17 protein-coding genes are annotated in these 19558 nt (G+C 46.4%); 9 read left to right on the plus strand and 8 right to left on the minus strand.

The features are described 5' to 3' along the window. Window positions 1-714: 714 nt before the first annotated feature. Complete coding sequence (locus tag NLX74_RS10975; protein WP_254328727.1) at window positions 715-1746, minus strand: PocR ligand-binding domain-containing protein; 1032 nt, start codon at window positions 1744-1746, stop codon at window positions 715-717. A 189-nt stretch (window positions 1747-1935) separates the two neighbouring features. Between NLX74_RS10975 and NLX74_RS10980 the strand changes: the two genes are divergently transcribed. From NLX74_RS10980 to NLX74_RS10995, 4 genes are all read left to right on the plus strand, one after another. Continuing rightward, a complete protein-coding gene (locus tag NLX74_RS10980) occupies window positions 1936-3069 on the plus strand; it encodes a glycerol dehydrogenase (RefSeq protein ID WP_254328728.1) in 1134 nt (377 codons plus the stop codon). Between the two features lies 1 nt (window position 3070). Next, window positions 3071-4831 (plus strand): dihydroxyacetone kinase subunit DhaK, encoded by a 1761-nt coding sequence (gene dhaK / locus NLX74_RS10985; RefSeq protein ID WP_254328729.1) that lies wholly within the window; start codon window positions 3071-3073, stop codon window positions 4829-4831. A gap of 226 nt (window positions 4832-5057) precedes the next feature. Further along, window positions 5058-5309, plus strand: coding sequence for a hypothetical protein (locus NLX74_RS10990; protein ID WP_025723818.1), 252 nt, complete (start codon window positions 5058-5060; stop codon window positions 5307-5309). 404 nt (window positions 5310-5713) lie between these two features. Beyond that, complete coding sequence (locus NLX74_RS10995) at window positions 5714-7336, plus strand: cellulase family glycosylhydrolase (protein WP_302058559.1); 1623 nt, start codon at window positions 5714-5716, stop codon at window positions 7334-7336. A gap of 321 nt (window positions 7337-7657) precedes the next feature. Here the strand turns inward: NLX74_RS10995 and NLX74_RS11000 are convergent, their stop codons facing one another. Next, complete coding sequence (locus NLX74_RS11000; protein ID WP_029515656.1) at window positions 7658-8662, minus strand: LLM class flavin-dependent oxidoreductase; 1005 nt, start codon at window positions 8660-8662, stop codon at window positions 7658-7660. A 152-nt stretch (window positions 8663-8814) separates the two neighbouring features. Between NLX74_RS11000 and NLX74_RS11005 the strand changes: the two genes are divergently transcribed. Beyond that, a complete protein-coding gene (locus NLX74_RS11005) occupies window positions 8815-9138 on the plus strand; it encodes a DUF3817 domain-containing protein (RefSeq protein ID WP_069290154.1) in 324 nt (107 codons plus the stop codon). A gap of 168 nt (window positions 9139-9306) precedes the next feature. Here the strand turns inward: NLX74_RS11005 and NLX74_RS11010 are convergent, their stop codons facing one another. Together NLX74_RS11010 and NLX74_RS11015 are read right to left on the minus strand one after the other, a co-directional pair. Continuing rightward, window positions 9307-10257 carry an acetylxylan esterase gene (locus tag NLX74_RS11010; protein WP_254328730.1) on the minus strand — a complete coding sequence of 317 codons (951 nt, stop codon included), beginning with the start codon at window positions 10255-10257 and terminating at the stop codon, window positions 9307-9309. A gap of 36 nt (window positions 10258-10293) precedes the next feature. Further along, window positions 10294-10557, minus strand: a complete 264-nt coding sequence (locus NLX74_RS11015; RefSeq protein WP_254328877.1) for a YkgJ family cysteine cluster protein — start codon at window positions 10555-10557, stop codon at window positions 10294-10296. A 296-nt stretch (window positions 10558-10853) separates the two neighbouring features. On the opposite strand from NLX74_RS11015, the gene NLX74_RS11020 reads away from it, so the two are divergent. Next, the gene (locus tag NLX74_RS11020; protein ID WP_025686368.1) at window positions 10854-11111 is read left to right on the plus strand and encodes a GlsB/YeaQ/YmgE family stress response membrane protein; all 258 of its coding nucleotides are present in this window, start codon (window positions 10854-10856) and stop codon (window positions 11109-11111) included. A gap of 128 nt (window positions 11112-11239) precedes the next feature. Here the strand turns inward: NLX74_RS11020 and NLX74_RS11025 are convergent, their stop codons facing one another. Then, complete coding sequence (locus NLX74_RS11025; RefSeq protein WP_069290152.1) at window positions 11240-12541, minus strand: MFS transporter; 1302 nt, start codon at window positions 12539-12541, stop codon at window positions 11240-11242. 278 nt (window positions 12542-12819) lie between these two features. Here NLX74_RS11025 and NLX74_RS11030 point away from each other — a divergent pair, with 278 nt between their 5' ends. The 3 genes from NLX74_RS11030 to NLX74_RS11040 all read left to right on the plus strand — a co-directional run bounded on the left by NLX74_RS11030 (window position 12820) and on the right by NLX74_RS11040 (window position 15180). Then, window positions 12820-13671 carry an amino acid ABC transporter substrate-binding protein gene (locus NLX74_RS11030; RefSeq protein ID WP_069290151.1) on the plus strand — a complete coding sequence of 284 codons (852 nt, stop codon included), beginning with the start codon at window positions 12820-12822 and terminating at the stop codon, window positions 13669-13671. Window positions 13672-13744: 73 nt separating this feature from the next. Further along, window positions 13745-14413: an amino acid ABC transporter permease gene (locus NLX74_RS11035; RefSeq protein ID WP_023989825.1), complete on the plus strand. Its 669-nt coding sequence runs from the start codon at window positions 13745-13747 to the stop codon at window positions 14411-14413. A gap of 14 nt (window positions 14414-14427) precedes the next feature. Beyond that, window positions 14428-15180, plus strand: coding sequence for an amino acid ABC transporter ATP-binding protein (locus NLX74_RS11040; RefSeq protein WP_254328731.1), 753 nt, complete (start codon window positions 14428-14430; stop codon window positions 15178-15180). 120 nt (window positions 15181-15300) lie between these two features. Here NLX74_RS11040 and NLX74_RS11045 read toward each other — a convergent pair whose 3' ends face one another. From NLX74_RS11045 to NLX74_RS11055, 3 genes are all read right to left on the minus strand, one after another. After that, window positions 15301-16455: an MFS transporter gene (locus NLX74_RS11045; RefSeq protein ID WP_254328732.1), complete on the minus strand. Its 1155-nt coding sequence runs from the start codon at window positions 16453-16455 to the stop codon at window positions 15301-15303. Window positions 16456-16717: 262 nt separating this feature from the next. After that, a complete protein-coding gene (locus NLX74_RS11050; RefSeq protein ID WP_254328733.1) occupies window positions 16718-17998 on the minus strand; it encodes an AAA family ATPase in 1281 nt (426 codons plus the stop codon). A 1-nt stretch (window position 17999) separates the two neighbouring features. Next, window positions 18000-19457 carry an RtcB family protein gene (locus NLX74_RS11055; protein ID WP_250260717.1) on the minus strand — a complete coding sequence of 486 codons (1458 nt, stop codon included), beginning with the start codon at window positions 19455-19457 and terminating at the stop codon, window positions 18000-18002. Between the last annotated feature and the right edge of the window lie 101 nt (window positions 19458-19558).

The following is a 19558-nucleotide window of genomic DNA, read 5'->3' on the forward strand; positions in this document are numbered from 1 at the left end:
TAAAAAACTTATTTCACTCGAAAAATGAGAGGAATAAGTTTTTTACTTGAAGAGAATGAACAGTTGTGTGCTATGGTAGTCATCCCAATATAGTCCAAAGTGCTATCAAACGTGAAAAGACATTCCGATAGAGACGACTAAACGAAAGGTAAACGACTGGATGACCTAAGTAGTATGGTGACACTATCAAATACTGGTGAATAACTCTAGTCCCAAAACAAGCAGTAAACTTGTATGGGGTTTTTCAATAATTAGCTTCTTTCTAAATAAATCGACCCTATGAAAGCCTATGCATTCTTTTAAATAAAAAGTTGACATATATCTAAAAACAGGTAAAAAGTCACTAAGACTAAAGTCGCTTGTTATATGAATTATGCATTCCTTAATCTGCTGAAATTCTACATTTTTATGCAAGACGGATGTGTTCGAAATTAAGCTAGAAGTCAACGGGGTTGTCGTATCAAGGAATAAGCCCTTTTTAGGAGTTCATAAATAGGAATCCATGCACAATGAAACGAACGTTCAGGATCAGTCAGAAACACTACAGTAACGAAACACTCCATAAAATTGCTGATAAAAAGGGGATGGTTATTGAACGCAAAACACAATCTCAGGCAGCCTGGAAGCACACCTGGATACGCAACTTGAGCAGAACAATATGAACAGATGATCATGGTGACGTTAGGCCCGTGAATCATCTGTTTTTCGTTTTTTTTATCCTTTGTAATACTTTCGGTACACCGCGGGCGTTGTGCCTTCATACTTTTTGAATATTTTAATGAAATACCCCGGCTCATTGAAGCCGAGCTCGCTACTGATCTGAGATACAGGAATATCTGTAGCTTCGAGCAACTGCTTCGCCCATTTAATCTTCAGGCGGGAAAGATAGCTGGAAAAGTTCTCCCCCGTTTCCTTCGCAAACAGCCGACTAAAATAGCTTGGGCTAATGTGGCACAAGTCAGCCATGGCTTTCAGAGAAAAAGTTTCACCTTTGTGCTCAAAAATATATTCGAAGGCGGGTTTTAGTACGGGATTTCCGCACGAAATATCCACATCTCCTGAGGAATTCAGATAGGCATCTGCTAAGAAATTATTCATTTCTTTCTTAAGGTTTTCGATATGCTCCAACGAGTAGCCAGGAAGGATCTCGGACAACTGTGGAGTGGACTGTGTGGCTGACGCCTTCTCGAACATTTCTGCGAGAAGATTTTTGTTCATCGCTTCTTCAACAATATAATTACACAATAAGGATAACATGCTGGAGATCGTCTGAATTTCCTGATAGGTCATGGACGGCAGATCGGCGTAGTCGTTCTTAAGTTCTTCCCATTTGGAACTGTACAGTTTTTCATTTTTTGAGGTGAGGATTTGCTCGAGATGTAAGACGCTCGAAGGATCGGCTAAGCGGACCTGACCTGCCATGACGGCGCCGATGTACTTATCGTCGATAATGATCGGTACCGCGATGTCGATGATATCATAATGACAGAGATAAATATAAGGTTTGTTGGAACGCACCGCTTCAAGTCCACCGCGAGAATCACATTTTTGGCAGTAGGGAAGGAGATTCTCATCTTGGCGAACCTTCTTGCAAAACGATTGGCATTGGCTGTGGCTAGTTACGGGATTCCCTTTATAATCGACGGTGAGAATGGCTAATTTGGTAACGGATGCTAATGAATCTTGCAACTGCTCCCACTTTTTCAAATCAAAGATTTTCTGGATGCTCAAATGTTCACGTATCAAGATTCTCATCCCTTATAGGTAAATTATTCTGTAAGCAATAACAAAAAAGTACAATTCGTGATCTTCAGTGCAAAAAAATACGATTGTAAATTATAATATATTCCTTGATTCCTCCAATGTAAAGTTTACATGGTTCGGTTATAGTCTTAATCAGAACGAAGCCAACACAATCATAAGGAGGAATTATAGATGAGAAAAGCTTTTATCAGCCCAAGCAAATATGTACAAGGTGAAAACGAATTGTTGAATTTGGGTTACTATGTGAGCACCTTCGGCAAATCCGCTTTACTGATTGCGCATCCTGACGATGTGGCGCGGGTAAAAGATAAGCTTGATTCCACTTTGGGTAAATATAACGTAACCTTTATTGAAAGCGGTTTTATGGGTGAGTGTTCCAGACAGGAAGTGTCCAGACTTCTGGAAATTGCTACTGCGAATGGATGCGATTGTATCGTAGGTCTCGGCGGTGGAAAAGCGATCGACGCGGCGAAATGCGTGGCTCAAGGGGAAGCGCTAATCATCTGTCCGACGATTGCTGCGACGGATGCACCGACAAGCCACTCGGCCGTTCTTTACACCCCAGAAGGCGCTTTCGACGATTACGCCTATTTTAAGCAAAGTCCGAGTGTCGTATTAGTCGACACCACCGTTATCGCTAATGCACCAACCCGATTCCTTGTATCAGGCATGGGTGATGCACTGTCAACTTACTTTGAAGCCCGTGCGACTTCTCGTTCTTACTCCAGGGTCAATGCCGGACTGCCTAACGGAGTGCGCGAAGGACAGTGTGCGCCAGCAGTAGGTACGAATGCGGCGATTGCACTTGCAACGCTATGCTATGAAATGCTGTTGAAAGACGGTGCCAAAGCAAAAGCGGCATGTGATGAAAACCAAGTTACGCAAGCACTCGAAAATATCATTGAAACTAATATTTTACTCTCAGGCCTCGGCTTCGAAAGCGGCGGACTTGCGGCGGCCCATGCAATTCATGATGGACTCACGATTTTGGAAGGCACGCATCATTATTATCATGGAGAGAAAGTTGCATTCGGCACGATCGCACAGCTGGTGCTCGAAAACGCACCCACGGAAGAATTACATCAGGTCCTTGATTTCTGTTTAGCCGTCGGTTTACCGGTCTGCTTGGCTGATATCGGCGTCGATCATATCAGCCAGGAAGAACTCATGGAAGTAGCTGCAAAGGCTTGCATTCTGGAGGAATCGATTCATTCCATGCCGTTTCCGGTCACAGTGGAGCAGGTTGCAGCGGCAATCGCTGCGGCCGACCGTATCGGGAGCCAGTACAAAGCGGAGGTAAAGTAGCATGAAAAAGGTCATCAACCGTGCGGAAAATTTGGTCCTTGAGATGTGCAGTGGTATTGCGCTTGCGCATCCCGAATTGGAATTTCTGCCAAAATACAAAGTGCTCAAGAAAAAGGAATTGAACGCGGAGAAAGTAACGCTCATTAGCGGCGGTGGCAGCGGGCATGAGCCCGCCCACGCCGGCTTCGTTGGCAAAGGGATGCTCGATGCCGCGGTCTGCGGTGATGTCTTCGCCTCTCCTTCACAAATTCAAGTATATCAGGCCATCCGAGCAACAACTGGGAAAAAAGGTGCGCTGCTGATTATTAAAAATTACAGCGGCGATATTATGAACTTTAGAAACGCCGCCCATTTGGCCACTGAAGACGGTCTGGAAGTGGACTATGTAAAGGTTGAGGACGACATCGCTGTAGAAGACAGCCTATATACAGTCGGACGGCGCGGGGTGGCGGGAACGGTACTCGTCCATAAGATCGCGGGTGCAGCGGCGGAAGAGGGCCGGAGTCTGGCGGAAGTTAAAGCAGTGGCCGAGAAAGCCGCTGCGAATGTACGCAGTATCGGATTCGCCCTGACTTCGTGTACCGTGCCGGCGAAGGGCACGCCAACATTAGAGCTCGGGCATGATGAAATCGAGTACGGCGTCGGCATTCACGGCGAGCCTGGGACCAGCCGCGAGAAGCTGACGGATGCGGACACGCTGGCAGGCAGAATGGTAACCGATCTCCTTCGAGACATGCAGATCGAAACTGGCTTCAGCGGAGAAATCGCCCTGTTGATCAATGGTTTCGGCGGTACGCCTCTGCAAGAACTGTACCTTTTCAACCATTCGGTCACTCGCGAACTAGCAGCGAAGGGGATCACGATCGATCGCACTTTTGTCAACAATTATATGACGAGTATCGATATGGCAGGTATCTCGGTTTCCATCATGAAGCTGGACAACGAACTGAAAACGCTCCTCTCCTATGAAAGCAACGCACCTGCGTTCAAGGTGGCTGGACCTGTTGATCATGTCGAATTCATGGATATTTCAACTGTAGCAGACGAAAATCGGCAAGTATCCTTTGAGGTAGAAACGGACCCTGCCTTCGCGGTTATTGAGAACAACAAAGTTACGTTGAACAATCTTATCTACTTAGTCGATAAGATGAGCGAGGTTATCATCAAGAATGAGGTATCTTTCTGCGATCTTGACTCTCATGCAGGCGACGGCGACTTTGGCATGAGCGTTGCTAAGGGATTTCGTCAGCTGAAACGGGAATGGAGAGACATCCTGAATCAAGATTCTTTGACGATGGGAGCCTTTCTTCATTCATGCTCGCTCGTCATCATGGAGTACTGCGGTGGGGCTTCGGGTCCGATCTGGGGCTCAGCATTTCGCGCAGCGGCACGATCTGCGGGCGAACTCACCGAACTCACCGTTTCTGAATTCGCAAATATGATGCAGGCTGCGGTGCAAGGCATACAATCCACAGGCGAACGTTCTTTCGGCAGAGGAGCCGCCGTGGGCGATAAAACGCTTATAGATGCATTAGTGCCAAGTGCGGATAGCTGGGCGGAGAGCGCGAAATTAGATTTTGACGTGAAGACAGCCTTTGTAAGAGGTGCTCAAGCCGCTGTATCAGGGGCCAAAAAGACGGAAGACATCGTGGCGCGCATGGGCCGTGCCGGAACAGTAGGAGAGAGAAGCCTTGGTTATCCAGACGCGGGGGCTTATGCGCTTGGAGTGATTTTTACGGAGCTTGCTGAATGTTTGAACTAATTCTATAAATCCAAAATTACTAGCACGAACACTTCGTTTAGATATCCATTCCTGCCTGTAACACTCGCTAATTCTTAAAAGTTCAAGGTTTGTTCATTGCAATTGATGTGCATTAGGTTTATAATTTCAGACGGATTCAAAGGGCTTATCCCGGAATCCATGGGAGTTCATCCCATCTGAGCTAGCTTACTGCATGCTCAAATATGAATTAAGCGAGGGATTTACAATGAAAACCTGCTGCACCATCCAAGTTGACGAAGACAGTTTAGTTATTGATTTGCCAGAAGAAGGAACCACGCTAGAGTCCCTGCTCGGTGATATTGAGAGCTGTGGAGGTAGTGAAGAACCTTGGCTGCAACTTATTGACAAGGTAATAGGTAACTCATCTGAGACTGTACTGACAGATCAAGCGACGGATGGCGGCGATATGAAGGAAGATCAGACGACCAAAGAACCTCAAGCAACTGCTCAGGGGTAATAGGGAGATCCTACGTTAAGACGAAATTTGTAACATTATTCGATCACATATAAGATCATCTATAAGACTGCTACCGAGCCAAGGCACGGGAAGCAGTCTTTTTTTATCAAACAACTAAAAATTCTCCGAATTTTGCTATCGGTAAATGAGTCTTTTGTCCCTTTAGTATTCTATAGTAGCCAACCAAGCAGAACACATCCCAAAACCGTGACTTCCTGTTCATTTTCAATCATAGAGTCGAAATGTAACATGAAACTAACTATAATAGTAGTATCATCCATATACAGGTAAGTGACATCGATGTTTGGACCTGATCCTCTTGTTGTATGAAGGAGGGGGCGAAAGAGCGGAGAACAACGTACTGATAAGTCTCATCTACTTTATAAAAAGGAAGGAATGTGTAAATGATGAATGGGCAATGGGTCCTGCCAAGGATCGCAAAAAGAGTAGCGGTGATGCTAACAGCAGTATTGCTATTAACGTTAACGAACGGATTCAACTGGAATACGCAAACAGCGGAGGCTGCCGGGACGACCCCTGTGGAACGTTACGGACAACTTTCAGTAAAAAATGGTAAATTGGTGGATAAAAACGGTAAACCTGTACAACTCAAAGGGATTAGCTCTCACGGCGTCCAATGGTTTGGGGATCTGGTAAATCAGGACTCTATGAAATGGCTACGGGACGATTGGGGCATTTCCGTATTCCGGGTTGCACTGTACACTGAAGAAAATGGTTATATTGCCAACCCTTCTTTGAAAAATAAAGTGAAGGAAGCGATTGAGGCAGCACAGAAACTGGGCTTGTACGTCATTATTGACTGGCACATTCTTTCAGATGGCGATCCGAACATTCATAAAAATGAAGCCAAAGCTTTCTTTAATGAATTTTCGACTCAGTACGGCCATTTGCCTAACGTAATCTATGAACTTGCCAATGAGCCGAATGGGAATGTGAACTGGAACAATCAAATCCGACCTTATGCGTCTGAGGTATCTCAGGTTATTCGAGCTAAGGACCCGGACAATATTATTATTGTAGGAACAGGCACATGGAGTCAGGATGTACATGATGCAGCAGACCATCCACTTCCAGACAAGAATACAATGTATACCGTACATTTCTATGCGGGTACGCATGGACAGTACTTGCGCCATCGGGTGGATTATGCGCTGAACAAAGGCGTGGGCATATTTGCTACCGAGTGGGGTACAAGCGATGCTTCGGGTAACGGTGGTCCGTTCCTGAATGAATCCAAAGTATGGACTGATTTTCTTGCAAGCCGTGGAATCAGCTGGACTAACTGGTCGCTGGCAGATAAAAATGAGACCTCTGCTGCGCTGTTGCCTGGTGCTGACCGTAAGGGCGGATGGCCTGATTCGCAATTGTCGGCTTCCGGCAAATTCGTAAAACAGGCGATTCTGGAAGGCTCCAGCAACAATGGTGGAGGCGGAAACAACGGTGGGGATAACGGCGGAGATGGCAATACTGGCAATACTGGCGGTGATAACGGTGGTGGCAACAACGGCGGCAATAACGGCAACGGAGGAAGTACACCAGGCAGTAACGATCAAGGGATTGTGCTTCAGTATCGCACTGGTGACACGAACGCCAAGGATAACGCAATCCGCCCTGAATTTAATATCAAAAACACAGGAAAAACAGCTGTGAAGCTGAGTGATCTAAAAATTCGCTACTATTACACAGATGAAAGCAAACAAGCTCAACAGTTTTTTGTGGACTGGGCTAGGATTGGGACTGAAAAGGTAAAAGCAACTTTTGTAACATTGCCGAATCCAAAGTCCAAGGCTGATAAATATGTGGAGATTTCTTTCACAGATGGAGCGGGAACGATTCAGCCTGGCGGGGAAAGTGGAGAAATTCAACCCCGGATTCATGCTGCAAATTGGAGCAATTTTGATGAGACCAACGATTACTCCTATGGTGCTACCCAAACAGCATTCGCAGACTGGGACCATGGCACCGTATATCAGCAGGGTAAGCTGGTTTGGGGTATAGAACCTTAGAATTTAACCGTTACTAACTTTATCGAAACGAGTAAAGATATGGGACTTTAGGGTGCAATTTTTCTAAGCTTTGGAGTATAAAGCATACGTCTTTGGTATATGGATACTGGAACTTTAGGAGTGGACGACCCGCCCTTTAGTGTCGGTTTATATACTACCAAAGTACCATATGATATTCGACTTTTGTGGTGCTTGAATTACTTCCATAGTGCAGAGGGGGTGGTTCCAATGAACCCTTCTCTACGACAAACCCCCGCTGTTGCCATCATAGGCAGGCGGGGGTTTTTGTGTTTCTGAAGCTCTTCCTCTGTTCAACCACATTTATACCAAATCAAAAGCTTTGGCCAGCAGACGGTAGGACTGAACACGTTTATCAAAGTCATGAATGGATGAAACGACCAGTAACTCATCGGTACGATACTGCTCAGCCAGTCTTAGCAGTTGTTCTTTACACTGTTCAGGGGTACCAACAACGCGCCAGGCTGCAGACTGACGCAGCCGCTCACGATCCAACTCCGTGTACGGATAGGACATTGCTGTTTTCACCGACGGAAGAGAACTCATTTCTTTACCTTGCATGAGCAAAAGGAAATACAAACTAGCACTGGACGCCAGCTGCTCAGCTTCCTCTTCGGTTTCCGCGCAGGCCACCGTAACTGCCGCCATGGAATGGGGCTTATCACCCAGGATCGAAGGCTGGAATTGCTCGTGGTAACGTGCGGTAGCTTCTACACCACCTGGAGTCCCGAAAAATTGGGCAAAGGCATAGGAGGCACCCATCATCGCGGCCAATCTGGCGCTCTCTCCGCTGGAGCCGAGCAACCATAATTCAGGAACGGTCGATATCATCGGGGAGGCATGAAGACCGGCAAATCGATGATTGTCAGGCACCGAATCATGGAAGTAATCGATTAAATCGAGAATCTGCTGTGGATATTGTTCGACAGATTGATACTTGCCTTCCTGCAGGGCACGAGTAGCCAGGGGTAAACCACCGGGAGCACGCCCTATTCCCAGGTCGATGCGTCCTGGATGGAGCGCCTCCAGCAAGCGGAAGTTTTCGGCGACTTTATACGCGCTATAGTGTGGCAGCATAATACCGCCTGAACCCACACGAATGCGTGATGTGTGAGCAGCCAAATGCGCAATCAGCACCTCAGGGCTGGAGTGCGCTAGTGTTTTGGACGCATGATGTTCGGATACCCAATAACGGCTATATCCCAGTTGATCAGCTTCACGCGCTAAATCTGTTGTATTGGATAATGCATCCTGAGCAGTACCGCCTTCAGGAATATGAGATTGGTCCAATATACCCAATTTAAGCATTTATAATCACCTCTTACACAACTGTATCAGACACAACTCATTAGGTCAAAACTCAAAAATGGATAGGTTGGAGTTTGGGAACCTTTTCGTTATAATAAAGGATGTGTAAAGGATGAGAGAACATCCTTGCTTATGGAGAGGGGATTAAATTTGTGTTAAGAACACCTTTGGGGCGTGTCCGACTCATGCTCTGGATTCAAGCTATAGCTTATTTGGCGATACTATTCACCCACCAGCCCCTGCAAGCTGCGGGCATGACCCAGGCGGTTATGGTGATTGGTAACATATACCGGGTGAGCTTTTTGTTGCTCCTCGTTGCTTTAATCTATGGAAAAACAGCACTGCACTGGTCTATACGGCGGCCTCTTTTTATTATGTTTGCCTCCTTCATCCCGTTTGGTCTGATGATTATGGATTTTGTTTGGGTGCGAAAATGGGCAGGGGATTCGGCAGCAGAACAGCGAGCTGCATCGTAATCTTAGAAGATTTGTTTCGTGTGAGTTGTCGAGGAGTTTGTCGGGCGTAAGCGGGACTGGCCCCGATGCAGTAGAAAAGAACATTACGCAGTTTGATGCGTGGTGTTCTTTTTTTGTGCACCGGAGGAATCATTCTATATATTGTACTTTCGAGCGTTGGAAATCGAATTAAGAAAAATGCTGAACTAAAAATTCTGCCGTTTTGCGTCTTTGAAAGCCTTCAACCCAATGTCCGGTAAACGGATAAATTTCAATCGTTTTCGGTGATTCAATACGGTTATAAGCGGCGAAAATCGTCTCTGGCATACACACCGTATCCTTGAACCCTACCGATACCATGATCGGGGTACGTATGCGATGAGCCAGATTCATCACGTCAAAATAACTTAATGTATGTAGTACCTGCTCCAAATGCTCCGGAAATCGGTTGGCGAATTCAGCTGCTTCCGTCAGGGAACTGGTAGAATTCATCATACCAAAATCCATATGACACATATTGGGGATATCCGCTACCGTAATGGCAGCTTTATCGCTGAGCGCAGCCACCATTAATGAAAGTCCGCCGCCTTGACTGGCGCCACTGATTGCGATTTTAGCCGAATCGACATCCGACTGCTCCGCTACCCAATCTACGGCTCTAAGGGCATCGGTTGTAATCGTTTTGTAGTAGCAGGTATCCTTGTCCAATATTCCTTTCGTTACCCAGCCTTTAACCGTACCATGAGGATCACCCAGACGGTCTCCCGTTTCTCCTCCCTGGCCACGCACATCTACGGCCAATACCGCAAAGCCAAGCATGAGCCAAGAGGAATAATCTTCAGGATAGCCTTTTCCGCCTGTATAGCCATGAAACAGAACGATACACAGCAACTTTTGATCTCCGGCAAATCGGGGGCGTACATACCAGGCATGCAGAGGCGTATCATCGACACCCTCAAAAGTAACTCGGTAAGCAAGAATATGAGGATATGGCGTTTCTACGAGAGTTTTGAACGCATGTACAGGTTTGGCGTGAACTTCTTCCAATGTTTTGGCCCAGAATAAATCTATATCCTTCGGGGCGGTAAGATCGGGCCGATATTGCTTCAATTCGGCAATTCTTTTTTCAATAACATTCATAATTAAGATTCTCCTTCATATAGAATGAACTTCTCCTTAAGATTTACCCGGTAAAGTTGACTCCTCCAGCTCTCTCAGCAGCTCAAATGCTCTTTCATTAGTGCTTCCACACGTATCCTCATCAGCCTGGAATCCACCGCATACAACTGGGCGCTCAGGTTTGCCAAACAATCGGCAACGGTAATCGGAAGTTAACTGAGGGCAAGGAACACCAGCTGGTTTTCCATCTGGCATGCCGGGAATAGGGGAAGAAATCGTAATGGCAATACAGCACGCGGCACATCCTACTCGACACTCCAGTTGGGGTCACTCCTTAAAATCTGTTATTTTTGTAACTTATGCATGAAGTGACATTAATGAAGCCATAATGTGAGGATGGCACAAAAAAAGCAGGAATACAAGGATAAGCGCATATTAGATACACTTTTCACCCAAGGGGTATAAATACTCGTAGAGGCACGTAGGATGGTATCAAGCTCCTAAATCAGTGTTTCGTTCTGTGGTAATATTAACCAATTGTCTTCTGTGTGTTCAAAAGGAGTTCGAGTGGTTAATAATAGAACACAACGATAAAAACTTAAACGAGGTGACGCAAAATGAGTTGGTTATGGGCATTGATTGTTGGTGGTATTATTGGTTGGTTGGCAGGAATTATCGCAGGTCGTGATGTTCCGGGTGGCGTGATAGGTAACATCATCGCTGGTTTTATCGGTGCATGGTTGGGTAGCTTGATTCTGGGAGACTGGGGTCCTGAAATCGGATCGTTCTACATCGTTCCTGCATTAATTGGTGCGATTGTGCTGGTCGTGATTGTAAGCTTGATCTTCCGTTCCGTTGGACGGAGTAGAGGCTAACTTTACGAATCATTGAATAGACTAGCCCTATGGGGCGCAAGGCTAAAATGGAAAAGAAGCTGCTTCCGCAAGGTTCGAAAATGAACCTGTGGGAGCAGCTTTTTTTGAGGAAAAGTGACGAATTTTTCCTATTGAAACCGCCTGATATGAGGAACACTTAGAACGCCCAGCACGATACACATGCCGATGGTTGCAAACATGCCAATTGTGAACATACCACCAAGCTTATCTGCCACAGCACCTACTGCCAGATAGCCGACAGGGAGCAGGGCAAAGGAAAACATTAGATCCAGACTAGCTACACGTCCAAAAGACTCGGCTGGGACTAATTCCTGGAGGCTTGTCTCCCAGATAATCGCAAATATCATAATGCCAAATCCTTCGAGCATCATGCTCATAATCAGTCCTGGCATCCAAGTGACTACAGACAACAGTAGTAAAGCAAGACCGCTGACAAAAGCTCCTAAGTAAGCGAGTAGACCGCGATGCTTCCAATGCTTGCGTGATCCATACACAAAGGCCCCCAGCATAGCGCCAATGCCGCTACTTGCCATCGCAATGCCGTATACGACTGGACTGTAGCCATGATGAACCTTGAACAGCCACGGAATGAGTACAGCGATAATGCCTGAATAACAAATATTAATGAAGGAAAAGGCAAGAATCGTAATCCATAGCCAGGGGTGGCTTTTGAGAATGGTAAAGCCTGCGATAAAATCCTTGAGAAAATGCTGCTTACCCTGATCTTGCTGTTCTGGATCTACCTGACCTTTGCCGATGATGGAGGCCAAATGAGCGCTTAACATCCAAAAGCAGGCAAAAGATATCAGATAAGCGATAGAATCCAGTCCAAAGCCAACACCAGGTGAGGAAAAAGATACAATGAAGCCTCCTAACGGAGGGCCAAGTAGACGGACGGCTTGTATACTGATCTGACTAAGTGCGTTGGCTGCATTGCGTATGTCCGGTGTGAATACCTGTGCACGTAAGGCAGAATAAGCAGGATTAAAGATACCGTCCATCAATCCGTACAACGCTAGGCCAACGAATAGAACCGGCAATTTCATCCCGCCTGTAAACATCAGCACCGCCGCAATGAACATCAGTCCAAACCGGGCGATATTCGTAAACAGAAGGAGACGAATTCGGTCAATTCTATCCACGATCATGCCTGCGAAAGGCAGAATAAGTACGTTAGGCAACATATAAACAGTCATCGCCAGTCCCATAATAGTAGTCGAGCCTGTTAGGGAATAGATAACCAGTGGCAAAATGACTGTGGTGACTGAGCTCCCCAACATTGCGATCCAATGTCCAAGCCACAACAAAGTGAACGCTTTGGATTGTTTTAAAGGTGAAGTGAAGGTAGCCCAGGCCGAGTGACTTCCTTCAGGTGATGTAGAGGATAAGGTTGAATTTTGGGTATCCATGATCACACTCCGGTATATTTCTAAACTGCATATTAAAACCTATTATACGAAATCTCTAACGTAAGGGTACAGAAAAAGTTGCAGTGAGGGGAGTTATAATGAATAGCCTGCCAATGAAAGAGTCAACCTAGAATAACTTTAGGCTGCAAAGATATATAGCTTACCTTTTGCATAGGGATTATTGGATAAAAGCATTGACGCGTGAAAATGAATGATGTACTATTCAATGACCAGCCGCGTGCTAGGTTATCAAGAAAAAGGGAAAGAGTGTGGATACCATGAAAAAATTTAGTTTTTTGCCGATTGTACTCATCGTGATGGCATTGCTGGTTTCGGCCTGCGGTAACAACGATAAAGGCGCCAGTAACAATAATGCATCTACCGGAGATAACGGATCTAATAATGGAAAAGCAGATACTACTGCTACAGCTACTCTTGAATCTGTAAAAGCAAGCGGCAAGCTAAGAATTGGCACGGAAGGCACCTATGCTCCGTTTACCTACCACGATGCTGCAGGTAAACTGACAGGCTTCGATGTCGATATTGCGACTGAAGTGAGCAAACGCCTGGGTGTACAACCGGAGTTTATCGAGACGCAATGGGACGGCATATTCGCAGGGTTAAACTCCAAGCGGTTTGACACGGTGTTCAATGAAGTATCCATTACAGATGAGCGCAAGCAAAAATATGATTTTTCTGATCCGTACATTGTCTCCAAGGCAGTTCTGATCGTAAGCGAAGACAATACAGACATCCAGAAATTTGCTGATCTAAAAGGGAAAAAGGCTGGGCAATCCCTGACCAGTAACCTGACTCAAATCGCGAAAAGCAACGGCGCAGAAATTGTGGCAACAGAGGGATTCAACCAAGCCATTGACCTCCTGACTTCCAAGCGGGTGGATGCGACCGTCAATGATGGATTATCCTATCTTGATCTGAAAAAGCAAAAGCCTGACGCACCAATTAAAAAGGTGGACGAATCTTCAGATGCTTCACACAGCGCAGCTGTATTCAATAAAGGCAGCGAAGATTTGATCAAGGAAGTAAACAAAGCGCTGGCTGATATGAAGGCTGACGGTACGTACCTGAAAATTTCCGAGAAATATTTTGGAGCCGACGTATCCAAATAATAAATGAAGACCCAACGTTCGCCAAGTCGAACCGAATCTTCTCAAACCTATCTTTTCAAAGGATGTCTGTACAATGGATGATCGCCAAATACAAATCATTATCGATTCATTATTGCCTCTGCTAAAAGCAGGGGTTTCTTTTACGATTCCGCTCACGCTTATCTCCTTTGCTCTTGGACTCGTGCTGGCGCTGATTACAGCGTTGGCCCGGCTGTCCAAATGGAGAATACTCAAGCTGATTTTCGGCTTCTATGTATGGGTGATTCGAGGAACTCCTTTGCTGGTGCAATTGTATATTATTTTTTATGGTTTACCTTCCGTAGGTATTACACTGGACCCGTTTATTGCTTCAGTGATCGGCTTTACCCTCAGCGTAGGGGCTTATAGCTCTGAAATTATGCGTGCGGCTATCATATCCATTCAGGAAGGCCAATGGGAGGCGGGGTACTCCTTGGGGATGACGCGCTGGCAAGTATTGCGTCGTATCGTGCTTCCGCAAGCATCCCGTGTGTCCGTACCTCCGTTGGCTAATTCATTCATCAGCTTGGTGAAGGATACCTCACTGGCTGCGACCATCACCTATGTGGAAATGTTCAGAACGGCTAACCAGATTGTAGCTACCACATACGAACCGCTATTGGTGTATACCGAGGCGGGAGTTATTTACCTGCTGTTTAGCACCATTTTGACTGTGCTGCAAAATTACCTGGAGAAGCGACTAGGCCGTTTTTCCGTCAGATAAAGGAGATTGTACCGGTGATCCAAATTCGGAATATACACAAATCGTTCGGCTCGCTGGAAGTGCTTAAGGGTGTTGACGTGACGTTGGATAAGGGGAAAGTGCTTGTTATCATCGGTCCTTCCGGCTCTGGTAAAACAACGCTTTTACGCTGCTTGAATTTGCTGGAGGTTCCTGACCAAGGAGAGATCCAAGTAGGGGATATTGCACTGAATTTTGCGAAAGGAACGAAGCTCCGGCAAGAAAACATTTTGGCGCTGCGCAAGCGGACAGGGATGGTATTTCAATCCTACAACCTCTTCCCGCATATGACAGCCGTACAAAATGTGATGGAGGGACAAGTCACGGTTCAGAAAAAGAGCAAGGACGAGGCGCGCAAACGTGCATTGGAGTTGCTTAAAAAAGTGGGGTTGGCTGATAAAGCGGAATCCTATCCGCATCAGTTGTCGGGAGGACAGCAGCAACGGGTCGGTATTGCCCGGGCAATGGCGGTCGAACCTGAGGTACTATTGTTCGACGAACCGACCTCCGCGCTTGACCCCGAGTTGGTAGGCGAAGTGCTCAAGGTTATAAAACAGCTGGCTGCCGAAGGGATGACGATGGTCATTGTTACCCATGAAATGAAGTTTGCAGCCGAGGTCGCAGACCATGTGATTTTGATGGATCAGGGCATAATCGTTGAGCAGGGTACGCCGCATGAGGTTCTGGAGCAGCCCACCAGTCCACGGGCTATTCAGTTTTTGAATCGTCTGAGCGGGGAAGTGGAATAATGGGAAATACAGTATTTATTAAAATAAGCGTTTAGACTGAATAAAAGGCAGCTACAGCCGGGCATTTCAAAAATAAAGCCTCGCACCCGTAGCTGCCTTTTGCTCATCAGTTGTCCTCTTTTATTTCATTTTTAATGTAAGCAAAAAAGTAATCAACAGAATACAACAGCCTGCTATAAATGGAGCGAACAGATTTGCATCAAATAAAAATCCCGCAAGAGTGGGCCCTAAAATATTCCCAACACTCATATAGGCATTATTCATACCAGCTACATATCCTTGCTCATTCCCTGCCATCTTCGATAATTGTGTATTAAGAGCTGGACGGAGCATAGCGGTGGCAAAGAAAATAAGGGAAGTGACAAGGAAGATACTCCAAAAATCTTTGGCGAAGAGAAATAAAATATAAGCAACTGAGGTGAAAAGTAGCGATCCTTTGATCACCCTTTTTTCACCAAACTTATTGATTATCTTAGCAACAACTAATGCTTGCATACTGACTCCGATCACAGCACCTACGGTCAGAATGACAGCAATATGTTGCGCTGAAAATTGAAAACGGTTCGTTACATATAAACCAAGAACAGATTCAAAATTAGCGAGTCCAAAGGTCATCACCAGGACAAGTACAAAGAGCATCGTATATTTTGACTTCAACGATCTCGCGTATTGTTTATAAATAGATTTCTTCTGAATCATTCTTGCCCGCGCTGCTTTCATTTGCTCTTTCGATAAACTTTCTGGTAAACAAATCATTGAAAAAATAACTGCAATAATAGCCGCACCCGTTGCTATATACAGCGGCACTCTCGTTCCATATCCTGCAAGAAGACCACCAAGTCCAGGACCGATGACAAATCCGAATGACATGGCTGCGGCTAGCAGGCTATTTCCTTTGGCGCGTTCTTCGGTTGTTGTAATATCCGCCACATATGCCATCATGGGCGGAATAATCAGGGCTGCTGCCATTCCTTCCAGAAGTCTTGAGGTATACAGCATCCATAACTCATCTCCGATAGCAAAGATAAATTTAGCTACAGCAAAAACAATGCCACCTACGACGATGAATGCTTTTCTCCCATATCGATCAGACAGTTGCCCAGTCATTGGAGAGAGCAGGAATTGTGTCACTCCATAGGCTGCTACCAATAAACCGATCGCCCGCCCACTGGCACCAAATTCAATGATCAGTTCTGGCAGGATGGGGGTAATTAAACCAACGCCCACCATAACGATGAAGATATTAATCATTAGGATTACAAGTATTCTTTTCATGCAAAAAACCTCCTGATCCATTGGTTTCTGGATAGGAGGTAGACGTACGAACAAGAAGATACACTGCTCCCGTCAAAGAAGCAATGCGCTTATCGTGAATACCCAAAAGCCTACACTAATCCTATCCAGAAAATTCGTAAGATTACGATTTTTTTCTTTGGTGGAATAGGATTAGTAGATCATTGGCTTAAGGTCACCCTTTCGATACTTTATTGTTTATCAACATAACATAAATTTCTTTATAAGGCAATGAAAGGATAAATCAGAAGAACCCGACACGTCCTTCGGCCACATTTTTTAACCAGTCCTGCTTACGGCTCTTATCGAGCTCGCCCCGCATACCTTTAATAATCAGCTCAATATCGGCTTTTCCCTGCTCATGCCACTCCAGAGCAGTGCTGACATACAGTTCTCCGAGCTGAGCCAGGGAAAACCCGTCAGTCATGGCTGCCGCCTTCTGTGTACCTGTTTCCCCTGCAAAAACAAGGAAGTTACGCAGCTTGAGATATGCCAGTCGCAGCGCTTCGTCAGGCAAACTGATTTCATAAGCCCGGTCGAAACGCCCTGCCCGGTTCATCAGACCCGGGTCGATTTTTTCGGGATAATTGGTCGTTCCGATCAGGAAGATGCCCTCCTTGGATGTAGCACCGTCGAGGGTATTCAGGAAAAAGGAACGCACCTCCTGAGGCATGGAATCAATGTCCTCAATGACTAGCACCATTGGAGCCAGGCGAGTAGCCGCCTCGAACACCTCTTTGACCGATTCACTGGTTGTATACTCCGTAATTTGCCAGTAGGCTGCCGGACCCGGTACACTGCTGGCAATAGATTTTACGAGTGTTGTTTTACCGTTGCCCGGATGGCCATATAGCAAAATACCACGCTTATAAGGAATGTTATAAGTCTGATAGAAGGTACGATCCGCTTCAAAAAACTGATCGAGTGATCGGAAAATATCCCGTTTGATTTCCGCTTTCAAAATCACGTCATCCCGCGTAATTGCGCGGGTTATCGGCTCTGCCTGCCGAGAAAGTCCACGGTTTGTGTCGGTAAAAACGGTGACACGCTTCATATTCTGCTTACGTTCACGACCGCGTACTCCCGCGAGGAAGCCTTGCAGCTCCTGGTCGCCTATCGCAAATACGTAATCTTCATTGTACACGCCATTCTCACGGAAAAAGGGAACTCGCGCCAGCGCGATGCCCCACTTGGGGTAGGCAAATACATTATTACGCATCGACAGATGCACGCCGTATTCAGGAGTCGGTCCGTCATCGTCATACTGGATGGTGCGTTCCTCCAAACGATCGAAAACCCGTGCCACATGTTCCAGATCGGGACTGCCTGAACGAATATCTTCCTCCAGCAGATCCCAATACTCAATATTGGGATCGTCGCTGGCATACAGCACGTATTTTACGCCATAGCGGTTATAGAGCGCTTCACTGATACCGTCGATCAGACGGGCATAAGCGGCATAACCGGTAATGCGTCCATCTGTACGTTCATCAAATTCGTAAATAGCTGGGATGTCTATACTCAAATTATTTGGCTCCTTTCAGGGCGGCTAGCGGCTTGCATTTGGCTACAACTGCTGCGAGTCCTGCCCCGGTGACACTTTCGATAATATCATCTACATTTTTGTAGGCTTGCGGAGATTCGTCGATAATGCTTTCCAGTGATGCCTGATTGACCACAATTTCGTCGTCTGTCCCTACACCCAGGGCTCCTGCAAAATCGTCCACACTGACGAGTCGTTTGGTCGCAGAACGCGAACGAATACGGCCTGCTCCATGGCAAATGGAGTGGAAGTTATCCTGACCGCCTGGTAAACCTACCATAATATAAGAGGCTGTCCCCATAGAGCCGGGGATCAGGGCCGGATGCCCTGTCGCCTGATAAGGCCGCGGATTGTCGGGGTGTCCTGCTGGAAGAGCACGTGTAGCACCTTTACGATGCACAAACACGCTGCCGTGATCGGGATGGGATTCCTCCCAAGCATAATTGTGCATTAGATCGTACAAAGTACGCAACTCGCACTTTGTACCAAAGACATCGCGGAAGGCTTCACGCACCGAGTATGCGATGAGATGTCTGTTCACCACGGCATAATTTAGCGCCGAATACATCATATCGACATAATGTGCAGCCTCGGGATGATCCAGCGGTGCGAATACCAGTCTCGGATCAGAGGTACCGAGCCCGAGACGGCTCATTGCCTTGGCAATGGCAGATGAACTGGCCTGGCTGACTGCTCCACCCCAAGCCCGTGATCCCGAATGAATCATCACAGCCACCTGACCGTCGAACATACCCCAAGCTTCAGCTGTTTCGCGGTTTTCCTCCGCGATTTCAATCGCCTGAATTTCGACGAAGTGATTGCCTCCACCCAGCGTGCCGAGCTGTCGGTGAGCCCGATGCCACGTACGATCTTCGACAAGATTCAGCACCTCCTCGTCAAAGGAGAACTTACTGTGCTCTACATGGGTGAGTGAGGTGGATTTCTTAGGAGTGTAGCTGTCCGGAATATATTTGTTGGGTAAGCCGTGCAGACCCTTGCGTACAATATGCTCCAGTCGGATATCCGAATAATGCCCGCGCTGGTGGGCTTCCATGGGCAAGTATTTGTCAATGGTTTTGACCAGCTTACGGCGCAGCTTGGTTTCCTTCAAAGCATCCTTGTGCAGATTGGTCAGGTGTACGCGCATGCCGCAGCCAATATCACTGCCAACGATGGAGGGAGATACATAGCCGTCCTCTATTCCCCATACAGCAGTCGTACCGATGCAGGTTCCGACGCCTACATGTACATCTGGTGTGTATCCCATATAGCGGATACCCGGAATTTGTAAATTGTTATTAGCCATCTCGAACACCTTGTAATCTAGTGAGGAGAAAAGTTGCTGAGAAGCATATACGGTTAGATCACCTGCCGGAAGCTTCATCAGATGGCTGTATGGTCCTTCATGCAAGGACGAGTCGGTTGTATGTTGTATATTCATATAAATGGGTAGTTCCCTTCTTCAAGTAAATTCATAAATACTTGCATAAAAGATTAAAAAAACAAAAAAAACCGCAGACTTGTCGTCTACGGCTTCCTGCA

Source organism: Paenibacillus sp. MZ03-122A (assembly GCF_024213325.1).
GTDB classification, from domain to species: Bacteria; Bacillota; Bacilli; order Paenibacillales; family Paenibacillaceae; genus Paenibacillus; species Paenibacillus polymyxa_B.